Below are 19,779 nucleotides of genomic sequence, written 5' to 3'. Positions count from 1 at the left end.
GGAGCCGATCCTCGGCTCCCGCGACGGCGTTTCGGCCAGGTCGCCGTAGCGGGGAACGGGTGGTGGCCGGTCAGATCCGGACGCGGGCCGCGTCGATCCAGGCGAGCACCCCGTGGGCGCGACTGCGGGCGGCCGCGGTGCGGGCCTGTTCGAGCAGCTCCGCCGCCTCCTCGTCCCGGCCTTCCGCATAAGCGAGCTGGCCCAGCGCCAGTTGCGCCGCCGCGAGGCCCGGCAGGAATCCCAGCTCCTGGCGGATCCGAGCGGACTCCTCCAGCTTCTCCCGGCCACTCGCGCGGTCGCCCGCCTCCAGGTCGGCGAAGCCCAGGTGGCGCACCGCGTACGACCGCGTCAGCTCGTCACCGCTGTGCTGGGCCAGGTCGTAGGAGCGCTGCAGCAGCGGCCGGGCGGTGTCGGCGTCGTCGCGCACCACCTGGTGGAAGCAGCCGAGCCAGAACAGCGCCTCGCTCTCGCCGCGCGCGTCGCCGAGCTGGGCGTAGAGTTCCGCGGCGCGCTCGAACGCGGGCAGCTCGCCCGGGTCCTCCTCGCGCCGGTGCAGGAAGTCGGCGTGCAGCAGTCGGCCGCGAGCCAGGGACAGGTCGGCTTCGAGGCTGTCCAGGTCGCGGTGGGCGGGCTCGGTCGCGGTGGTGTCGCCGCCGAAGACGGCGTTCTCGTACGACTCGCCGGCGCGGGTCAGTCGTTCGTCCCCGTTCATGCCCACCAACCTAGTTGGACGGACGGTGCGGGCGCAGCCCCGGAATGAGCTGGCCGGATCAGTTGCCGGCGTGTGCGAGCGCCCACGCGCCGATGCGTTCCAGCAGCTCGTCGGGCGCGGCGTTCTCGGCGTGGCCGAAGCCGGACTCCAGCCACAGCTCCTTGGGCTCGGCGGCGTTGCCGTAGAGCTGCTCGGCGTGCTCGACGGGGAAGTACGCGTCCGCGTCACCGTGCACGACCAGCAGCGGGATCGGGGCGATCAGCCCGGCCACGGCGTACGGCGGGTCGGGCACCGGGTCCCAGCCGCCGGACGCGATCCGGGTGCGCAGCGCGACCCGGCCGACGAGCCGTCCCAGCCGCCGTTCCAGCACCCAGTGCACGCGCCGCATCGGCGGGGTGCCCCGGTAGTACCACCGGGCCGGCCCGCTGACTGCCACCACGGCGTCGACGCCGCGGTGCAGCGCCGCGTGACGGACCACGACGGACGCGCCCATCGAGAAGCCGACCGTGACGATGCGGCGGTAACCCAGCTCACGGGCCCAGGCGACGGCCGCCTCGACGTCGTGGATCTCCAGGTCGCCGACCGTGGACAGGCCGCCGGAGCGGCCGTGGCCCCGGAAGTCGAAGCTGATCACACCGGCGTTCCGCCCGAAGACCCCGGCGGCGCGGCGCACGGCCTCGCGCCGCCGGGAGCCGGTGAAGCCGTGCGCGACGACGATCGCCAGCCCGGGGTCACCCGGGTCGTGGTGGGCGTCGATCCGTACGCCGTCGGAGGTGGTGAGGATGCGGCCGGTCATGTCGGCGGTGCGCAAGCGGCCGGGCTCAGCGCGCGTCACTCACCGGCCACGTCGGCGTAGTGCTCGACGAACGGCGGCTTGGCGAAGAACGGGCTGAGGATCGTGCGCCACTGGGTGAAGCGGTCGGTGTTGCGGAAGTTCTCCACGTGCGCCTCCACCGACTCCCACTCGACCAGCAACACGAAGCGCGACGGCGACTCGATGCCGCGCGTCATCCGCGTGGTGAGGCAGCCCTCCGTGTCGGCGAGGATGGGCCGGGCCTGCGCGTACGCGGCGGCGAAGCCGTCCTCCTGGCCGGGCAGGACGTCGATCTGGGCGATCTCGAGCACCATGTCGATGATCCTCGCACGGCCGTCCGGCCCTGGCACGGGTGCCCTAGGGTGTCGCCCATGCTCGACTGGCTGCTCAGCACCGCTCTCACCGTGTACGGCACGCCGATGACCTGGGCCGAGGTGCTCGGCTTCGGCACCGGTGTGCTCAACGTGTGGCTGCTGGTGCGCCAGAACGTCGCCAACTGGGCCGTCGGCATCCTCAACGTGGTGCTGCTGGGCGTGGTGTTCGTCACCTACGGCCTGTACGCCGACGCGAGCCTGCAGGTGGTCTACGTGGCGCTGGGCCTGCTCGGCTGGTGGCAGTGGCTCCGGGGCGGGGAGCGCGGCGGCCGGCTGGAGGTGTCGCGGACCACGCGGGCCGAGTGGACCGTGCTGGCCGTGGCGGGCGTGGCGGCGACCGCCGGGCTGTGGCTGCTGCTGGACCGGGTCACCGACTCGACGGTGCCGCTGCCCGACGCGCTGACCACGGTGCTCTCCCTCGTCGCGACGTACCTGCAGACCCGCAAGAAGCTGGAGAGCTGGTGGATCTGGATCATCGCGGATCTGTTCTACATCCCGCTCTACCTCTACAAGGACCTGTGGCTGACCGGCGCGCTGTACGTGGTGTTCCTGGGCCTGTGCGTGGCGGGCCTGCTGGCCTGGCAGAACGCGCTGCGGGCCCGGGTGGCCGCACCGGTGGCGGCATGACCCGCCCGTATGCCCACGGCATGGTGGTGGGCAAGTTCTACCCGCCGCACGCCGGCCACCACCTGCTGATCCGGACGGCCGCCGCGGCCTGCGCGGCCGTCACCGTGGTGGTCGCGCCGTCGCGGCAGGAGTCGATACCGCTGGACACCCGGCTGGACTGGCTGCGCGAGGAGCACGCGGACACCCCGTGGGTGCGCTTCGCGGGCCGCTACGACGACCTGCGGGTCGACTACGACGATCCGGCGGCCTGGGACGCGCACTGCGCCGTGTTCCGCGAGGCGGTCGGCGACCGGCCCGTGGACGCCGTGTTCAGCTCGGAGAAGTACGGCGATGAGCTGGCCCGCCGGTTCGGGGCGGTGCACGTGGAGGTCGACACCCCCCGCGTGGCCTGCCCGGTGTCGGGCACCGCGGTGCGCGCGGACCCGGTGGCGCACTGGGACCTGCTGTCCGCCCCGGTGCGGGCCTGGTTCACCCGCCGGGTGGTGGTGCTGGGGGCGGAGTCGACGGGCACCACCACGATGGCCGCGGCACTCGCGGAGCACTACGCCGCGCGTGGCGGGGTCTGGGCGTCCACCCGCTGGGTCCCGGAGTACGGCCGGGAGCTGACCGCACGCAAACTGGACCTGCTCCAGGCGGCCGACCCGGCGGCCACGGTGTTCGACGTGACCTGGGACCGCGCCGACTTCGTCGAGGTGGCCCGGGCGCAGTCGGCAGCCGAGGACGCGGCCGCCCGGTCGGGCTCACCGCTGTTGATCTGCGACACCGACGCCCTGGCGACCCAGGTCTGGGAGGAGCGATACCTGGGCAGTTCGTCACCGCAGGTGCGCGCGCTGGCCCGGCGTCCCGATCTGTACCTGTTGACCTCGCCTGTCGGGGTCGCGTTCGACGACGACGGGCTGCGGGACGGGGAGCACCTGCGTGGCTGGATGACCGGCCGGTTCCGCGAGGTCCTCGCGGGGTCGGGGGTCCCGGTCGTGGAGTTGTCGGGATCACACGAAGTGCGCTCCAGGGCGGCGGTGAAGGCGTGCGAGCAGGTGCTGAGCGCGGGCTGGAGGTTGGCTGCACCACTTGGCTGACCTGGCCGGATGTCCCGGATGACCCGATCGCCCGTCCGTGCGGGCGACCCCGTCTGGGTTTACGGCTCGGCGTGGTAAACAATAGAGAGACGCGGGAGGGGAGTATCCCTCACGACGGTGTCGTCAGCACGGCTCCCCCCGGCCACCATAGGCCTGGTGTGATCCCGGCATCGTCGGTCATCGGTGGCACACCGGTGGCAGGAGAGACCTCCGGGGCAAAAATGATGCCGACCGGAGGTCTGTTCATATGAACGTGTCCACTTGGGAATGGGCCGCCACCCTTATCGGGTTGCTGGCGCTGCTGACCTTCGACTTGATGATCATCGGGCGGCGCCCGCATGAGCCGTCGATGAAGGAGGCCACCGGTTGGGTGGTCTTCTATGTCGCACTGGCCTGCGCGTTCGGCGCCTGGATCTTCTACAACCACGGCTCGCAGTACGGCCAGGAGTTCTTCGCCGGCTGGGTCACCGAGTACAGCCTGTCCGTGGACAACCTGTTCGTCTTTGTGATCATCATGAGCCGGTTCGCCGTGCCCCGGATCTATCAGCAGAAGGTGCTGCTCATCGGCATCGTGCTGGCGCTGATCATGCGTGGCGCGTTCATCGCGGCCGGCGCGGCGCTGGTGTCGCGCTTCGTGTGGGTGTTCTACATCTTCGGCGTCTTCCTGATCTACACCGCCTGGACGCTCACCAAGCACGGTGAGAGCGACGAGTCGGACTTCAAGGAGAACGCGCTGATCCGGTGGAGCCGCCGGGTGCTGCCGATCAGCAAGGAGTACAACGAAGCGAAGATGACCGTGGTGCAGAACGGCAAGCGCTTCTTCACCCCGATGCTCATCGTGATGATCGCCATCGGCACCACCGACCTGATCTTCGCGCTCGACTCCATCCCCGCGATCTTCGGCCTGACCAAGGAGCCGTTCCTGGTCTTCACCGCGAACGTGTTCGCCCTGATGGGCCTGCGCCAGCTGTACTTCCTGCTCGGCGGCCTGCTGGACCGGCTGGTCTACCTGTCGCTCGGCCTGGCCGCGGTGCTCGGCTTCATCGGCGTGAAGCTGATCATGGAAGCCCTGGCCGGCAACAACGTTCCGTTCATCAACGGCGGCGAGCCCATCACCGCGGTCCCGCACATCAGCATCGGCGTCTCGCTGGGCGTGATCATCGGCATCCTGGCCATCGCCACGGTCGCCAGCCTCATCAAGTCCTCCCGCGAGGCCAAGAACAACCACGAGGAGAAGTCCCCCACCCCGGTGGGCTGACCCCGCGTCCGCACCCCGAAGAGCCCCGCCCCGGTCCGCCGGGCGGGGCTCTCGTGTCGAGCGGGTCAGGGGGTGAGACGGCCGGCGCTGACGAGGGTGGCGACGCGGTTGGGGCGGAGTTCTTCTTCGACGACGAGGTAGGCGTCGCCGCAGGCGTGGAGCATGTGGCGGCGGCCGTCGGGGGCCGGTGGGGTGGTCACGAAGCCGACGTGCTGGATGCGGCCGTCAGGGCGGGAGAAGAAGTAGAGGTCGCCGGGGCGTTCAGTGCCCAGCGGCACGTCGGCGGCGGCGGCGTGCTGGTCGTAGGCGTCGCGGGGCGTGGTCACGCCGAGCTGGCGGAAGGCCAGATGGACCAGGCCCGAGCAGTCGATGCCGTACGGAGTCAGCCCGCCCCAGACGTAGGGGACACCGAGCCAGGCGCGGGCCACCTCCAGCGCGGCGAGGCCGTCCACCCCGGCCGCGCCGCCGTCGGCGGACTCACGCACGCTGAGCTGGTCCAGCGGCAGCCAGCCGGGGTATCCGCGCGGGTCGAGCCTGGCCGCGGGCTGCGCGGTGGCGACCACGCGGGCCCAGCCGTCGCGGATCTCCTCGATCAGCACCGGCTCGCCGTGCAGCAACTGGGTGAGCACGCCGTCGTACAGGCGGCCGCTGTCGTCGAGGCCGGCCGCCCAGGACCGGAGGTCGCAATGCGGGCCGAGGGCCGCCGCGTCGACGCCTGGGCGGGGCGCGTCGGGGCGGGACCAGAGCGTCGCCACCGGGGCGGTCACCGTGGCGATCTTCATGCGCACACCTCGCGAATCACTCGGCCGAGCCCGGACTCGGCAGCGACACACCCAGGCCGGGGGCGTCGGGCAGGACCACCGTGGCGCCCTCGTAGCGGATGCCGCCGCAGACCGGCGAGGCCGACAGCCACCAGGCCGCGTCGAGGTCGCTGACGACGGTGGTCGGGTGGGCCGCGACCAGGCTCGCCGCCGCGCCGATGCCGACCGGGCCCTCCATCATGGAGCCCACGCAGGTGCCCAGGCCGTGGGCGGTGGCCAGCTCCAGCAGCGTACGGGCCACGGTCAGCCCGCCGCTCTTGGCGAGTTTCACGTTGACCAGGTCGGCCGCCCGGCGGCGGATCACCTCGACCAGGTCGCGCAGGCCGAACACCGACTCGTCCGCCATGATCGGCAGGTCGGCGCGGGCGCTGACCCAGGCCAGGCCGTCCAGGTCGTGCCGGGCGACGGGCTGCTCGACCAGCTCGACCGGCAGCTCCAGCGCGGCGATGTGGTTGACGATGGTCACCGCCTCGCGCGGGGTCCACCCCTGGTTGGCGTCCAGGCGCAGTCTCAGGCCGGGCTCCAGAGCGTCGCACACGGCGCGGATCCGGGCCAGGTCGCCCGCGGCGTCGGTGCCGACCTTGAGCTTCAGCGCGGTGAAGCCCTCGGCGAGGCGCTGCTTGGCGGCCACGGCCAGCGCTCCCGCCTCGCCCGCGGACAGCGTCACGTCGGTGGGCACCGTCAGGGTCGTGCCGCCGAGCAGGCGTACCAGCGGAATGTCCAGACGGCGCGCGGCCAGGTCGTGCAGGGCGATCTCGACGGCCATCTTGGCGGCCTCGTTGCCCACCACGGCGCGGGCCATGTCGCGGCAGCGGGCGGCCAGGTCGTCGGGGTCGCGGCCCAGCAGCAGCGGGGCCATCATCTCCTCGACGCAGGCCTGCGAGCCGGCCAGGCTCGCCCCGGTCACCGCCCAGACCTGCGGCGCCTCGCCGAAGCCGGACCGCCCGTCGGCGTCGACCACCTCCACCAGCAGCGTCTCCACGGCGGTTGCCCGGCGCAGGGCGGTCACGAAGGGGGTGTGCAGCGGCGCGGAGATCCGGCGCGTGCGAACTGCGGTGATCGACACGCTTTCGACCCTACTTCTGAAGCGGATGCTGCAGAAGCACCGATCGGTAACGACTGACCAGGGTGGCGGTCAGTTCACGCCGAGCTGCGCCCAGCTCGCCGCCGCGATGCGGCCGAGCAGCGCGCAGGCGTCCGCGTCGGACACCTCGCCCGTGGTGCAGGCCGCCAGCAGGTACGGCGCGGCGTTCGGCGGGAAGATCAGCGCGCTGCTGTGCCGCTCGCCGGTGACCCAGCCGTTCTTCAGCGCCACCCGGGTGCCCGTGGGCAGGCCCAGGTGCAGGTCGTCGCGGCACTGCTGCGCGGTCAGGACGTCGATCATCGCGGCCGACCCGGCGGCCGATGCCAGCCGCTCGTCGGCCAGCGCGCCGAACAGCGCGGCCAGGTCGGCGGCGGTGACCTCATTGCTGATCCCGCTCTCCCGCGCCGGGTAGTCCTCGATGCCGCGGTCGGTGTGCGCCCGGGACGCGCCCGCGAGCTGCCACACCTCGTTGACCTGCGCGAACGCCTGCTCATTCGGGCCCAGCGCGCCGAGCACCAGGTTGGTGGCGAGATTGGACGAGCGCACGATCATCCGCTCGATCAGCCAGCGCAGCGGCGCGCCGCGACCGAGCCGGTCCCACACCTGCTGGTCGCTGTCGTACGCCGGGTCGTTGGTGTAGACCGGGGCGCCCGGCGCGGCCGAGACGTGCTCGTTGTGCACGGGGATCTCGGCGTCCAGGTCGAGCCGGCCGGCCTCGGCGGCCCGCCAGGCGGCCGCCATCACCCCGACCTTCATGGTGCTGGCCGCGTAGTGCAGGTGGTGCTCGGCGCGCGCGAACACCGCGGACCCGTCGAGCGGGCCGCACCAGACCGAGGCGGTGCCCGGGAAGGCGTCGAGTTCGGGCGTGAGGCTCTGCAGCGTGATCACGGTTTGGCAGCGTACCCACTTCCGGGGCCGCGGCATGCCCCGGGCTGCACTAGAGTCCCGCGCCGTGACCGAACTGATCCCCTCGTACCTCTCTTCGCCGGCGCCGCAGCCGGACCGTACATACCGCTGCCAGAACTGCGGCTGCAGCCCGGCCGCGGAGATGACCTTCCGCGGCCACCGCGGCTTGATCATCATGATGCAGTTCCTCAAGGAGCGCGGGACCTACTGCCGCACCTGCGGACTGGCGATCTTCCGCACCATGACCAGCCGCACCCTGGTGCAGGGCTGGTGGGGCTGGGCGTCGTTCATCATCACGCCGTTCATCCTGCTGATGAACCTGTTCGCGCGCCGCAAGCTGAACCGGCTCACCGAGCCGGTCCCGGCCCCCGACGGCTCGTCGGGCACGCCGTGGAACCCGGGCAAGCCCGTCTACCAGCGGGCCACCATCGTCGGCCTGCTCGTCCCGCTGGCTCTGGTGGGCCTGGTCGCGGTCGCCGTCGTCGCCGCCGACCCGGCGAACAAGATCGGCAAGTGCGTCGTCGCGAGCGGCTCCGACGTCGAGTTCGTCGACTGCGGCCGGCCGAACCAGGGCATGGTGACGAAGGTCGTCGACGACGAGGACCAGTGCCCGTCCGACACGATCGGCGTCGTGGAGGAGACCCACACCCGGCGCGGCCGCACCACCAGCATTGACATCTACTGCCTCGCCGCCGACCCGTCCTGACGGCGCGCTTTCATAGACGCTGGCCTATGACATCTACTTTCCGTCTCCCGGAGTCGACGTCATAGGCAAGCGTCTATGAAGAGGTCGGGGGGCTGGGGTCGTGCGGTGCGCCCCGTGCGCGGGTCAGGCCGTGCGGCGCTCGGCCCAGCCGGTGGCCAGCAGGAACTGCGCCGCGATGTAGGTGACCATCACCCAGACCGGCGGGCCGGGGATGGTGAACGCGTCGGCGACGCGCACCGCGATCAGCAGGTCGGAGATCAGGAACAGGCCGCCGCCGAGCGCGGTGCGCCAGCCGAAGGCCGACGCCAGTGCGGCGGTCGACGACAGCAGCGTGCCGTACACGGCCATCGGCACGGCCAGCCCCGCCTCGGACAGCGCGGGCCAGAGCCAGGTCAGCGCGCCCACCAGGAAGATCGCGTACCCGATCGGGACCAGCAGCATGGGGAACCGGCGCACCCGGCCGAGCGCCCCGTTGCGGACGAAGGTCGTCACGTAGCAGACGTGCGCGGTCCCGAACAGCGCCATGCCGATGATGAACGCGGTGCTGCCCTCGAACTGCAGTGCCACGTCACCGGCCCAGGAGAACAGCAGCGCGGCCAGGATCCCGGTCGTCGGCGGCACCCCCTTGCCCCGCTGGTTCAGGAAGTACCACAGCGCCAGCAGGGGCAGCAGCAGCGGCTTGGTCGCCCAGTCCAGCGGCTTGCTCCCGAGGCCGGCGGCGAGGATGTTGAGCACCGAGGCGAGGCCGAAAAGCCCCAGCACCAGCCGGTCTGCGCGCATTGTGGATCTCCCGAGGGTCGAGGGTCCGCGCAGCATACCCACCAGTAGCCCGCGCCCAACACCCCCTCGCCCCGGGCCCCACCGTCGCGTTGATCATGAACTTATGGCACGGGTCGACGGCGTGTCATCGCCACAACTTCATGATCATCTTCAACGAGGGCTCTGGCGCCGCCGGCCATCACGATCGATCATGAAGTTGTGGGCACGACTCGCCGACGAGCCGTGCCATAAGTTCATGATCAACGCAGCGAGGCCCCCGGGGCGCCTGTGGGGCGCGGCCGGGGGCCTCGGTGGTTGCTGCGGGTGGGTCAGGCGTGCTTGCGGCGGGCGGCGAGGCGGCCGCGCTGGGTCTGGTCGAGGATGACCTTGCGGATGCGTACCGCGGCCGGGGTGACCTCGACGCACTCGTCCTCGCGGCAGAACTCCAGCGCCTGCTCCAGGGAGAGCTTGCGCGGCGGGATCAGCTTCTCGGTCTCGTCCGAGGTGGACGCCCGCATGTTGGTCAGCTTCTTCTCCTTGGTGATGTTGACGTCCATGTCGTCGGAGCGCGAGTTCTCGCCGACGATCATGCCCTCGTACACCTCGACGGTCGGCTCGACGAACAGCGTGCCGCGCTCCTGGAGGTTGGTCATCGCGAACGCGGTCACCACGCCCGAGCGGTCGGCGACCAGCGAGCCGTTGTTGCGGGTGCGCAGCTCGCCGAACCACGGCTCGTACTTCTCGAAGACGTGGTGCAGGATGCCGGTGCCGCGGGTGTCGGTCAGGAACTCGGTCCGGAAGCCGATCAGGCCGCGGGCCGGGACGAGCCACTCCATCCGGATCCAGCCGGTGCCGTGGTTGACCATCTGCTCCATGCGGCCCTTGCGGGTGGCCAGCAGCTGGGTGATCACACCGAGGTGCTCCTCGGGGGAGTCGATGGTCAGGCGCTCGACCGGCTCGTGCAGCTTGCCGTCGATGTCCTTGGTGACGACCTGCGGCTTGCCGACGGTCAGCTCGTACGACTCGCGGCGCATCTGCTCGACCAGGATGGCCAGCGCCAGCTCGCCGCGGCCCTGCACCTCCCAGGCGTCGGGGCGCTCGGTCGGCAGGATGCGCAGCGACACGTTGCCGATGAGCTCCTTGTCGAGCCGGTCCTTGACCATGCGCGCGGTGACCTTGGCGCCCTTGACCCGACCGACCAGCGGCGAGGTGTTGGTGCCGATGGTCATCGAGATGGCGGGCTCGTCGACGGTGATCAGCGGCAGCGGGATCGGGTTCTCCGGGTCGGCCAGGGTCTCACCGATCATGATGTCGGCGATGCCTGCGACGGCGATGATGTCGCCGGGGCCCGCCTCATCGGCCGGCTTGCGCTCCAGTGCCTCGGTCATCAGCAGCTCGGAGATGCGCACGTTCTGCTGGGTGCCGTCGGTCTTGCACCAGGTGACGGTCTGGCCCTTGCGGATGCGGCCCTCGCGGACCCGGCACAGCGCGAGGCGGCCCAGGAACGGCGAGGCGTCGAGGTTGGTGACGTGCGCCTGCAGCGGCGCGCCCTCGGTGTAGGTCGGCGCCGGGATGGTGTCGAGCAGCGCCTGGAACAGCGGCTGCAGCGAGTCGCTGTCGGTGGGGACCTTGCCGTCCTCGGGCTGGGTCAGCGAGGCGATGCCGTCGCGGGCGCAGGCGTACACGATCGGGAACTCGATCTGCGACTCGTCGGCGTCGAGGTCGAGGAACAGCTCGTAGGTGTCGTCCACGACCTCCTTGATCCGCGCGTCGGGCCGGTCCACCTTGTTGATGACCAGGATGATCGGCATGCGGGCCTTGAGCGCCTTGCGCAACACGAAACGGGTCTGCGGCAGCGGGCCCTCGGAGGCGTCGACCAGCAGGATGACACCGTCGACCATGGTCAGGCCGCGCTCGACCTCACCGCCGAAGTCGGCGTGGCCGGGCGTGTCGATGATGTTGATGGTCACCTGCTCGCCGCTCTCGCCGACGTACTTGACGGCGGTGTTCTTGGCGAGGATCGTGATGCCCTTCTCCCGCTCCAGATCGCCGGAGTCCATGACCCGGTCGGCGGCCGCGGCGCGCGCGTGGAAGGCGCCGGCCTGCGTGAGCATGGCATCGACGAGCGTGGTCTTGCCGTGGTCGACGTGGGCGACGATCGCGACGTTACGGAGATCGGGGCGGGTAAGCATGGATCCATTGTCCGGCAGGCGTGATCCAAAATAGCGGTCGGGGTCGTTCGGGTGGCGGGTATCACCCGGATGAATGGGTGTCTTTCGCGCGTAACTTCCGTTATTGGTGGTATGTCGGCCACGCCGCGTACGGTCCTGCGCACCGCTCTGCTCACGCCCTTCCTGCTGCTCGCCGCGATTCCGGCCCCGTTGGCCGCGGCGGCGGCCCCCCGAGCCGTGCCTGCCGCGGCGGTGCCGGCCGCGTCCGGAGGGCTGCCGGCCGCGATCGCCGATCCGACAGCGCCGAGCGCGCGCATCAACACCGACGGCGGCGTGGTGAGCGTGCGGTCCGGCCCCGCCACGGACAAGCGGGCCATGGCCTCCCTCGGCGACGACACCAGGGTCGCGGTGCACTGCAAGGTGTGGGGCGAGCAGATCACGGGCACCGAACGGCGCTCGGCGTACTGGATGCGCGTCGGGGCGGACCGGTACCTGCCGGACGCGTTCCTGGCCTGGCCGGCGGCCCGGCCCGAGGTGGCGTGGTGCGGCTCCGGCAGCACCGGCGCGGTCACCGCACGGGTCGCGACCGGCGGCTCGGTGCTCAACCTGCGCCGCGAGCCGGGCACGGGCGCGGCGCGGCTCGGCACGGTCGACGACGGCCAGGCGCTGGCAGTGCTGTGCCAGGCCAGCGGGGAGCAGGCCGCCGGTTCGGCCGTCTGGCTGCGGCTGGCCGGCGGCCGGTACGTCGCCGAGTCCTTCGTGCGCTGGTCGCCCCAGCGGCCCTGGCTGCCCTGGTGCGGGCAGGAGCCGGTGCGGGTGCCGCCCGCGTCGTCCGGCGACTTCGTCGCGCAGGCGTCCGGCCCGGCGCAGGCCGCGGCTCGAACGAGCGGCGTGCCCGCCTCGGTGCTGGTGGCCCAGGCGGTCGACGCGTCGGACTGGGGCCGGGCCGCGTCCGCCCGCCGCGACCACAACTATTTCGGTACGGCCTGCACCCCGCCCGCCATGCACCGCCCGGCCGCGGCGAGCCCGCAGCCCACCGGGAACGCGCAGCCCACCGGGAATCCGCCGGACGCCAAGTCCTCGCCGGTCGCCGGCCCGCAGGCTGCGGCGAGCCCGCGGCCGGGCGCGACTGCGCCGGCAGCCCCGAACCCTCGCGCCGACGCGCAGCAGGCGGCCGTCGCGCTGGGCTGCCGCGCGTATGCGGGGACCTCGCTGCGGGTGTACCGCGACCAGGCGGACTCGTTCGCCGACCACGCGGCACTGGTGGCCCGGGCACCGCAGCACGTCCGGGCGCTGGGCCACGCCGGTGACCCGGAGCGTTTCATGCGGGAGCTGCAGGTCGCGGGCTATCCCGGCGGGGCCCGCTACGCGGACCGCGTCATCGACCTGATGCGCCGCTACGACCTCTACCGGCTGGACGCCGTGCGTTAGCCGGTCACCCGTCCGGGCGACCCACCACCAGCCGATCGGCCACAAACGGCAGGCGGGGTCAACCGCGCGCCGGGCCTTGATCGCTTATGGCATGGCGGTCACCACGGGTTCGGGCAGAGGTTGGCGATGGTTCGGCTGGTATGGAGCGCTGTCCGGGAGCGGCTGGGCGAGACGGCGCTGCTGGGTGTGCTGGCCGCGCTGGTGGTGGCCGTGGGTGTGGCGGGTCCGCTGTATGCCGACGCCGCCGCGCGCAACGTTCTGGCCGCCTCCTCGGCGGCGGCCACTCCGGGCGAGCAGAGCCTCACCGTCACCGTGGAGATGACCGCCCGCAACGGGATCGCGGCCGCGCTCGCCGAACTGCGCGGCTCCATCGCGGTGGTCCCGGCGGGCCCCGGGGTGCGCGAGATCCGGGGCGGCTACCGCCGCGGCGCGGTCACCCCCCGGGAAGCCGGTGCGCCGATCGAGATCCTGCTCGCCGCCCGCGACGACGTCTGCGCGCACCTGTCGCTGGCCGGCACGTGTCCGGCGCAGCCCGGTGAGGTGGCGCTGGCCGCCACCACCGCGCGCCGGCTCGGGCTCGCCGCGGGTGACACGTTCGCGTTCCAGGTCCAGCCCACGGCTCCACCGGCCACGCTGCGGGTGACCGGGGTGTACGACGTGGACGGCGCGGGAGGCGCGCTCACCGACCCGTACTGGGCGGGCCGACGCGAGCTGACCCCGGTGCCCCTGCGCGTGGAGAACCCGGTCTTCACCGTGCCCGACACCCTGCAGACGCTCGGCGCCGACACGTTCCAGGCGACCCTCGACCACGTCGCCGACCTCACCGCGATGAGCCCCGACGACGTGGACGCCCTGGCCCGGACGCTGCGCTCGGCCCAGGAGCCGGGGCGTGGCATCGCCGTCACCGGCGGCCTCTCGCGCTTGCTCCCGCAGATCATCGCGGACCGGGACAAGGTCGCCGTGCCCGTGGTGGTCGGGGCCGTGCTGCTGCTCGGGGTCGCCTGGTGGGTGCTGCTGCTCGGGGCGGGCCACGCGGCCGCCGAGCGGCGTACCCAGGCGGTGCTCGGGACGCTGCGCGGCGCGCCGGCCCGGCACCGGGCCGCGCTGACGGCCGGGCCGGGGGTGCTGACCGTGCTGGTCGCCCTGCCGGTCGGGCTGGTGCTGGGCCGGTGGCTGGCGCAGCTGCTGGCGTGGGCCACCATGTCCGCGCCGGGGCCGGTGCCGCTGTCGGCGACCGCGCTGGCGGTGGCCGGCGGGCTGACCCTGGCCGTGCTGGTCAGCGTGGTGTTCGCGCAGGTCCGGGTGCACCGGGGCGGCGTGCTCGACGCGCTGCGGCAGGTGCCCGCCCGACGCGGCGCGGCAGGCGGCGCCGCGGTCGTCGTCGTGGTGGTCCTCGCCGTCGCGGCGACCTGGCAGCTGCGCAACGGCGACGCCGAGGTGCTCGGCCTGGCCGAGACGGTGCTGCCCGCCGCCGCGCCGGTGCTCGTCCTGGTAGCGGCGGGACTGGTCGCCGCGCGGGCGGTGCGCCCGCTGGCGGGCCTGCTCGGCCGGGCCGCGCTGCGGGTGGGACGGGTGGGCACGGCGCTCGGCGCCCTGTCGGCCGCGCGCCGGCCCGGCATGGACCGGCTGGTCGCCCTCATCGTCATCGTGGTGGCGCTGCTCGGCCATGCCGCGTGCGGCTGGCAGGCGCTGCAGGCCGCCGAGCAGGAGCAGGCTCGGCTGGCGCTGGGCGCGGCCGAGGTGGTCCGGGTCCGCGCGCCGTCCCGGGCCGCGCTGCTGCACCTGGTGCGCCAGGCCGACCCGGCGGGCGACTGGGCGATGGCGGTGGCCCGGCAGGAGTCGTCGACCGGCACGACCGTCGCCGTCGACGCCGACCGCCTGGCCCGGGTCGCGTACTGGCCGTCCGGCACCGGTGTCGCGGCCGACCGGGTGGCGCGACAGTTGCACCCGCCCGCCAATCCCTCGGTCCGGATCACCGGCGCGACCCTCCTGCTCGACCTCACCATGCCGGACCCGATGCACGTCGACCTGCCGCTGACCGCGGTGCTGGACGGGCCGGGCGGCGAGCCGGTCACCGCCACCGCGGCCGTCGTCCCCGGTTCGGGACGGCACACGCTGCGGCTGGACGTGCCGGTGTGCGCGGGCGGCGGCGGCTGCCGGCTGGCCTGGTTGAGTTTCCGCCTCGACCCCGGCGGCCTGGTGCTGCACGGCATCGCCCAGGCCGCCCCGGACGCGGTGGTCGCCGACGCGGCCGCGATGACCGACCCGGCCCGCTGGCGGACCACGATCGGCGCGGCGGGGGTGACCCTGTCGCCACTGCCCGGTGGGCTGTCGGTCGACTACGAGCCGGTCGACCCGCGCTACCCGGACCCGGAGGTGCGGGTGCAGGTCGCCGACGTGCCGCTGCCGGTGCCCGCCGTGCTGGCGGGGGAGGAACGGCTCGCGCACGACCGCACCGTGGTCCGCGGCGAGCTGCTCAGCCCGCTGCGCCGCCCCGTCGACGTGGTCGCCGCGGCGCCCGCCCTGCCCGGGGTCGGCACGCAGGGTCTGCTGGTCGACCTGGAGTACGCCGACCGGGCGAACGACAGCACCGACAACATCGCCGACCTGCAGGTATGGCTCGCGCCGGACGCCCCCGCCGACGCGGTGGACCGGCTGCGCGCCACCGGCCTGGTGTTCGTGTCGGCGGAGACCGCCGCGCAGCGCACCGAGCAGCGGCTCGCCGTCGGGCAAGGGCCGGGTTCCCGGTTCCGCTTCGGCGCGGCCTTGCTGGCGGTGCTGCTGGTGATGGTGGCGGTGGTGCTGGTGGGCGCCGTCGACGGGCCGCGCCGCGGGGCCGAGCTGGCCGCGCTGCGGACGCAGGGCGTGCCGCAGCGTTCGGTGCGCCGGGCCACCCGCAGCGGCTACCTGCTGATCGTCGCCGCGGCGGCCGCCGGTGGCGGGCTGCTCGGCGGGGCGGCCGCGGACGACTCGCCCGCCTCATCGGTGTTGCCGATCTCCGTGCTGTTCGCAGCGGGTCTGCTGCTGACCGCCACGGCGTACGTCGTGGGCACCCGGCTGTCCCGGGTCACCCGACTGGACCTGGAGGACGGCCGATGACGACGCTGCTGTGGGAGATGATCCGCGAGCGGCGCACCGCCGCCCTGATCACGTTCCTGCTCACCCTCGCCGCGGCCGCGGCCGCCGCCGGTGGCCCGGTCTACCACGCCGCGGCGGCGCAGTCGTTGCGGCTGGACCAGATCGCGCAGGCCCCGGTGACCGAGCGCGTCCTGACGGCCTCGCAACTGACCAGCGCCGACGAGGCGACCGAGGCCCGGTCGACCACCCTGCCCTACGTCGCGCACATGCGCACCGTGTACGGCCTCCAGCTGCAGGGCGCGGTCGGCGGCGGGCGGACGACCGACGCCCTGCTCGCGGCGCGCAGCGGGGTGTGCCGGGAGCTGGCCGTGACCGCGGGGCGGTGCGCGGTCGCCGACCGGGAGGCGGTGCTGCCCGACGGCGCGCTGGAGCTGCTGGGCGTACGCCTCGGCGGGGTGCTGACGTTCAGCGGCCCGGGCGGGGACCCGGCGCGGTTCACCGTCGTCGGCACCTACCGCCGCCCGGACGCCGCCGACCCGTACTGGGCCGACCGGGTCTCGCTGCTCGGCGTCGAGCAGCCGGTGCTGTTCGTCACCGACCGCTCGCTGGAAAGCTTCGGCGGCCAGGCGACCCGGACCGTCGATCTGGTGGCCGAGCCCGCGGCGTTCGCCGACACGGCGGGGCTGGCCGGGCGGATCGAAGAGGCGTTCATACAGCTCAGAGCCGGGGGATACGCCGGAAGCACGCTGATGCCGGACCTCGGCGAGCGCATCGAGCAGGGTGACCGGATGCTGGCGGACACGGTCACCGTGGCCGCCGTGCCGCTCATCCTGATCTGCTGGTTCGTGCTGTTCCTGGCCGTCGCCGCCGGCGTCGACCAGCGGCGCGAGGAGCTGGGCCTGGCCGCGCTGCGCGGCACGCCCGGCCGGCTGCGCTGGGCGCTTCCGTTCGCCGAGGTGGCCGTGCCGGTGCTGGCCGCCGCGGTGCCCGGCCTGCTCGCCGGGTACGCGGCCACGGCGGCGCTGGTCAACGTGGTGCTGCCCGGCAGCACGGTGCAGTGGGACGGAGCCTCGCTGCGCTACACCGCGCTCGCGGTGCTCGGGGCCCTGCTCGCGGGCGCGTTCGCCCAGGTCGGCGCACTGCGTACGCCGGTGCTGGGGCTGCTGCGGCGCAGTGGCTCCCCACGGCGGGGCCGGTTCGCGACGGCGCTGGAGGTGGCTGTCGGCAGCCTCGCCGCGGTCGCCGGCTACCAGGCCGCCGCGGCGGGCGACGCGGGCGGCATCGGCCTGCTCGCGCCGGTCTGCCTCGGGCTCGCCTGCGGTCTGCTCGGGGCCCGGCTGCTGCCCCTGGTGGCGGCGCGGGTCGCGCGTTCGGCGCTGCGGCGGGGGCGCTGGCGCACCGGTCTGGCCGGGTTCGCGCTGGCCCGGGTGCCGGGCACGGGGCGGCTGGTGGTGCTGGTGACGGTCGTGTTCGGGCTGCTCGGCTTCGCGGTCACCGCGTACGACACGGCCGGGCGGGCCTGGGACGAGCGGGCGCGGGTGCAGACCGGCGCGGCCCGGGTGGCCGTGGTGCAGAACGCGTCCGCGGTGCAGCTGCGCTCGGCCGTGGCCGCGGCCGACCCGGACGGGCGCTTCGCGATGGCGGTCGCCCGGTACAAGGGCAACCAGCTGCCGAACATCGTCGCGGTGGACACCACCCGGCTGGCGCGGGTGGCGAACTGGCCCGACACTGCCGGCATGGCGCCGGGCGCGGTGGCCGGCCTGCTGCGGCCGAGCGAGCCGACAGCGATCATGTTCCGGGCGCGCAAGCTGGTCGTCGAGGTGACCGTGGACAGCCCCGACCCCGAGCTCTCGCTGCAGCTGCGGGTGCTGGTGATCTCGGACCGCGGGCTGCGGCACGACCTGCGTATGCCCGGTCTGCGGCCCGGCCCGCAGCGGCTCGAGGCGGACGCCACACTGTGCGACCCGGAGCCGTGCCGCCTGGACGAGATCCAGCTCCAGAACATGCGGACCGGCCAGCCCCGCTTCGACGCCACCATTCACGCGATCCGCGACGAGACCGGCCGGGTGCTGCTGGACGCGGCCGCGCTGGGCGACGTGCGGCGCTGGGCGCAACCGCCCGCCAGTGCGGCCCGCCCGGTTCCCGCGCTGCGGGGCACGCCGGAGGGCCTGCGGATCTCGGTCGACTCCGCGGTCGCCGCGGACATGCGGCTGTCCTCGGCGGCGCTGCCCGGCCCGCTGCCGATCGCGGTCACCGGCCCGCTGCGCTCGCCGCTGCTGACCGCCACCGGCGGCATGGAGCTGCCGGTGACCGCGGTCGCCACGCTCGGCGCGGTGCCCCGCTTCGGGCCGCAGGGCGCGCTGCTCGACTTCGTCGTCGCCGAGTACGAGCTCGGCCGCGGGACCGCGCTGACGCAGCCGGAGGTGTGGCTGTCCGCCGACGCGCCCGCCGACGCCGTGGACCGGCTGCGCCGCGCCGGGCTGACGGTGTCCGAGGAGTACACCGTGGCGCAGCGGCGGGCGCAGATCAGCGCCGCGCCCCGGCTCGGGCTGTGGTTCGCGCTGGCGGTGGCCGCGTTCGCGGTGCTGCTGGCCGCGATCGGGCTGCCCGCGCTGGCGATGTTCGAGCGGCCCGGTGGCGACAGCGGGCTGTCGGTGCTCGGCGAGCAGGGCATCCGGACCCGTACCCTGCTGCTGGTCTCGGTCGGCAGCCGGAGCGCGCTGGCGCTGGCGGCGGCCGTGGCCGGGCTCGGCTCGGCGGCGCTGGCCTGGGCGCTGGCGCGTACGGTGCTGCCGGTCTTCTCCGACGGCGACACCACGTTCACCCCGCCCGTGCTGCCGGAGCCCGGCGCGGTCGCGGGACCGGTGGCCGCCGCCTGCGCGGTGCTGCTGTTGGGCTGCTGGTCGGCGGCGCACGTGGTGCGCCGGCGCAGGGAGGAGGAGCAGTGACGGGACTGGCCGTGCGGTGCCGCCGGGTGCTGCACATCTACCGGGCCGACGGCGGCGACGTGGTCGCGCTGTCCGGCGTGGACCTCGACATCGCGGCGGGGGAGAAGCTCGCCCTGGTCGGGCCGTCGGGTTCGGGCAAGTCGACGCTGATCGCGCTGCTGTCCGGCCTGATGCGGCCCAGCGCCGGGCAGGTGCGGATCGGGCCGGTCGACATCGGCCGGGTCAGCGACGCCGAGCTGGCCCGGATGCGGGGGACCGACCTGGGCGTGGTGCTGCAGGGGGCGCGGCGCAACCTGCTGCCGTACGCCTCGGTGCTGTCCAACATCTGGCTGGCCCAGCGCCGGGCGGCGCAGGTGCGCCCGGCCGACGTCGAGCGCCCCGAGCGCATCCTTTCCCTGCTCGGGCTGGTCGGCATGGGCCACCGCCGGGTGCGCGACCTGCCGCCCGGAGCCGCGCAGCGGGTCGCCATCGCGGTCGGCGTGGCCGCCTCGCCCGGCCTGCTGCTCATCGACGAGCCCACCAGCCGCCTCGACCGCGAGGCCCGCGACGAGGTGCTCGACGCGCTGGACACCATCAACCGGGAACGCGGCACCACCATCGTCGCGGTCACCCACGACCCGGACGTCGGCGCACGCCTGGGCCGGGCGGTGACCATCCGGGACGGCCGGGTCGGGGCGGAGGGCCGCGAGGGCCGCGAGTTCGCCGTGGTCGCCTCCGACGGCACCGTGCAGCTCCCGCCGGAGGTCCTGGAGAACGTCCCCCCGGGCACGCTGCTCGTCGTCGAGCAGGGCGACGGACGCCTGAGCCTGGTCATCGAGTGACCACCCGCGCTCTGCGCCCCACCGCGCGGGGCGCGAGCGGGGCGCGTGGCGCACCAAGATCGCTCGACTTGCCTGGCACATGTGGGTAACCGGCTTCAAGATACGCACAGGTGCCGGGCAAGTCGGATGACCTTGGGCGGCGGGCGCCGGTTCGCGGGTGGAGGGCGGGCCGGGGCGGTAGCGTCGCTGGTGG

At 73.7% G+C, this 19,779-nt stretch carries 16 protein-coding genes; 8 read left to right on the top strand and 8 right to left on the bottom strand.

Going from position 1 to position 19,779, the window contains the following annotated elements; genetic code table 11:
• Nucleotides 1-70: 70 nt before the first annotated feature.
• The 3 genes from ACFQO7_RS01975 to ACFQO7_RS01965 are packed head-to-tail and all read right to left on the bottom strand — an operon-like array spanning nt 71 to nt 1,840.
• Nucleotides 71-712, bottom strand: coding sequence for a tetratricopeptide repeat protein (locus ACFQO7_RS01975; RefSeq protein ID WP_376804693.1), 642 nt, complete (start codon nt 710-712; stop codon nt 71-73).
• Nucleotides 713-770: 58 nt separating this feature from the next.
• Nucleotides 771-1,547 (bottom strand): alpha/beta hydrolase, encoded by a 777-nt coding sequence (locus tag ACFQO7_RS01970; protein WP_376804692.1) that lies wholly within the window; start codon nt 1,545-1,547, stop codon nt 771-773.
• Entirely contained in the window at nt 1,544-1,840 is a 297-nt protein-coding gene (locus ACFQO7_RS01965) for an antibiotic biosynthesis monooxygenase family protein (RefSeq protein WP_376804691.1), read from the bottom strand. Before ACFQO7_RS01965 ends, ACFQO7_RS01970 begins: the two co-directional genes overlap by 4 nt.
• A gap of 57 nt (nt 1,841-1,897) precedes the next feature.
• On the opposite strand from ACFQO7_RS01965, the gene pnuC reads away from it, so the two are divergent.
• The 3 genes from pnuC to ACFQO7_RS01950 all read left to right on the top strand — a co-directional run bounded on the left by pnuC (nt 1,898) and on the right by ACFQO7_RS01950 (nt 4,861).
• Nucleotides 1,898-2,527, top strand: coding sequence for a nicotinamide riboside transporter PnuC (gene pnuC, locus ACFQO7_RS01960; protein WP_376804690.1), 630 nt, complete (start codon nt 1,898-1,900; stop codon nt 2,525-2,527).
• Nucleotides 2,524-3,603: an AAA family ATPase gene (locus ACFQO7_RS01955; RefSeq protein ID WP_376804689.1), complete on the top strand. Its 1,080-nt coding sequence runs from the start codon at nt 2,524-2,526 to the stop codon at nt 3,601-3,603. The genes pnuC and ACFQO7_RS01955 overlap by 4 nt, the downstream gene beginning before the upstream one ends.
• A 247-nt stretch (nt 3,604-3,850) precedes the next feature.
• Nucleotides 3,851-4,861 (top strand): TerC family protein, encoded by a 1,011-nt coding sequence (locus tag ACFQO7_RS01950; protein ID WP_376804688.1) that lies wholly within the window; start codon nt 3,851-3,853, stop codon nt 4,859-4,861.
• A gap of 65 nt (nt 4,862-4,926) precedes the next feature.
• Here the strand turns inward: ACFQO7_RS01950 and ACFQO7_RS01945 are convergent, their stop codons facing one another.
• The 3 genes from ACFQO7_RS01945 to ACFQO7_RS01935 form a co-directional block, all read right to left on the bottom strand.
• The gene (locus ACFQO7_RS01945; protein ID WP_376804687.1) at nt 4,927-5,643 is read right to left on the bottom strand and encodes a C40 family peptidase; all 717 of its coding nucleotides are present in this window, start codon (nt 5,641-5,643) and stop codon (nt 4,927-4,929) included.
• A 16-nt stretch (nt 5,644-5,659) separates the two neighbouring features.
• Nucleotides 5,660-6,748 carry a mandelate racemase/muconate lactonizing enzyme family protein gene (locus ACFQO7_RS01940; RefSeq protein WP_376804686.1) on the bottom strand — a complete coding sequence of 363 codons (1,089 nt, stop codon included), beginning with the start codon at nt 6,746-6,748 and terminating at the stop codon, nt 5,660-5,662.
• A gap of 69 nt (nt 6,749-6,817) precedes the next feature.
• On the bottom strand, nt 6,818-7,651 hold the full coding sequence (locus ACFQO7_RS01935; RefSeq protein ID WP_376804714.1) for a serine hydrolase: 834 nt from the start codon (nt 7,649-7,651) through the stop codon (nt 6,818-6,820).
• A 67-nt stretch (nt 7,652-7,718) separates the two neighbouring features.
• Between ACFQO7_RS01935 and ACFQO7_RS01930 the strand changes: the two genes are divergently transcribed.
• A complete protein-coding gene (locus ACFQO7_RS01930; protein ID WP_376804685.1) occupies nt 7,719-8,378 on the top strand; it encodes a hypothetical protein in 660 nt (219 codons plus the stop codon).
• A 123-nt stretch (nt 8,379-8,501) separates the two neighbouring features.
• Here the strand turns inward: ACFQO7_RS01930 and ACFQO7_RS01925 are convergent, their stop codons facing one another.
• Both ACFQO7_RS01925 and typA read right to left on the bottom strand, forming a co-directional pair.
• Nucleotides 8,502-9,158, bottom strand: a complete 657-nt coding sequence (locus ACFQO7_RS01925; RefSeq protein ID WP_376804684.1) for a lysoplasmalogenase — start codon at nt 9,156-9,158, stop codon at nt 8,502-8,504.
• Nucleotides 9,159-9,466: 308 nt separating this feature from the next.
• Entirely contained in the window at nt 9,467-11,329 is a 1,863-nt protein-coding gene (gene typA / locus ACFQO7_RS01920) for a translational GTPase TypA (protein WP_376804683.1), read from the bottom strand.
• Between the two features lie 111 nt (nt 11,330-11,440).
• On the opposite strand from typA, the gene ACFQO7_RS01915 reads away from it, so the two are divergent.
• The 4 genes from ACFQO7_RS01915 (at nt 11,441) to ACFQO7_RS01900 (ending at nt 19,586) form a co-directional block, all read left to right on the top strand.
• A complete protein-coding gene (locus tag ACFQO7_RS01915; protein ID WP_376804682.1) occupies nt 11,441-12,739 on the top strand; it encodes a glucosaminidase domain-containing protein in 1,299 nt (432 codons plus the stop codon).
• Between the two features lie 126 nt (nt 12,740-12,865).
• Entirely contained in the window at nt 12,866-15,838 is a 2,973-nt protein-coding gene (locus tag ACFQO7_RS01910; protein WP_376804681.1) for a hypothetical protein, read from the top strand.
• On the top strand, nt 15,835-18,765 hold the full coding sequence (locus tag ACFQO7_RS01905) for an FtsX-like permease family protein (protein ID WP_376804680.1): 2,931 nt from the start codon (nt 15,835-15,837) through the stop codon (nt 18,763-18,765). The genes ACFQO7_RS01910 and ACFQO7_RS01905 overlap by 4 nt, the downstream gene beginning before the upstream one ends.
• Nucleotides 18,762-19,586, top strand: coding sequence for an ABC transporter ATP-binding protein (locus ACFQO7_RS01900; RefSeq protein WP_360529255.1), 825 nt, complete (start codon nt 18,762-18,764; stop codon nt 19,584-19,586). Before ACFQO7_RS01905 ends, ACFQO7_RS01900 begins: the two co-directional genes overlap by 4 nt.
• The last annotated feature ends 193 nt before the right edge of the window (nt 19,587-19,779 follow it).

Source organism: Catellatospora aurea (assembly GCF_042663325.1).
Classification (GTDB): domain Bacteria; phylum Actinomycetota; class Actinomycetes; order Mycobacteriales; family Micromonosporaceae; genus Catellatospora; species Catellatospora aurea.
This window is presented reverse-complemented; position numbering and strand designations above follow the sequence as displayed.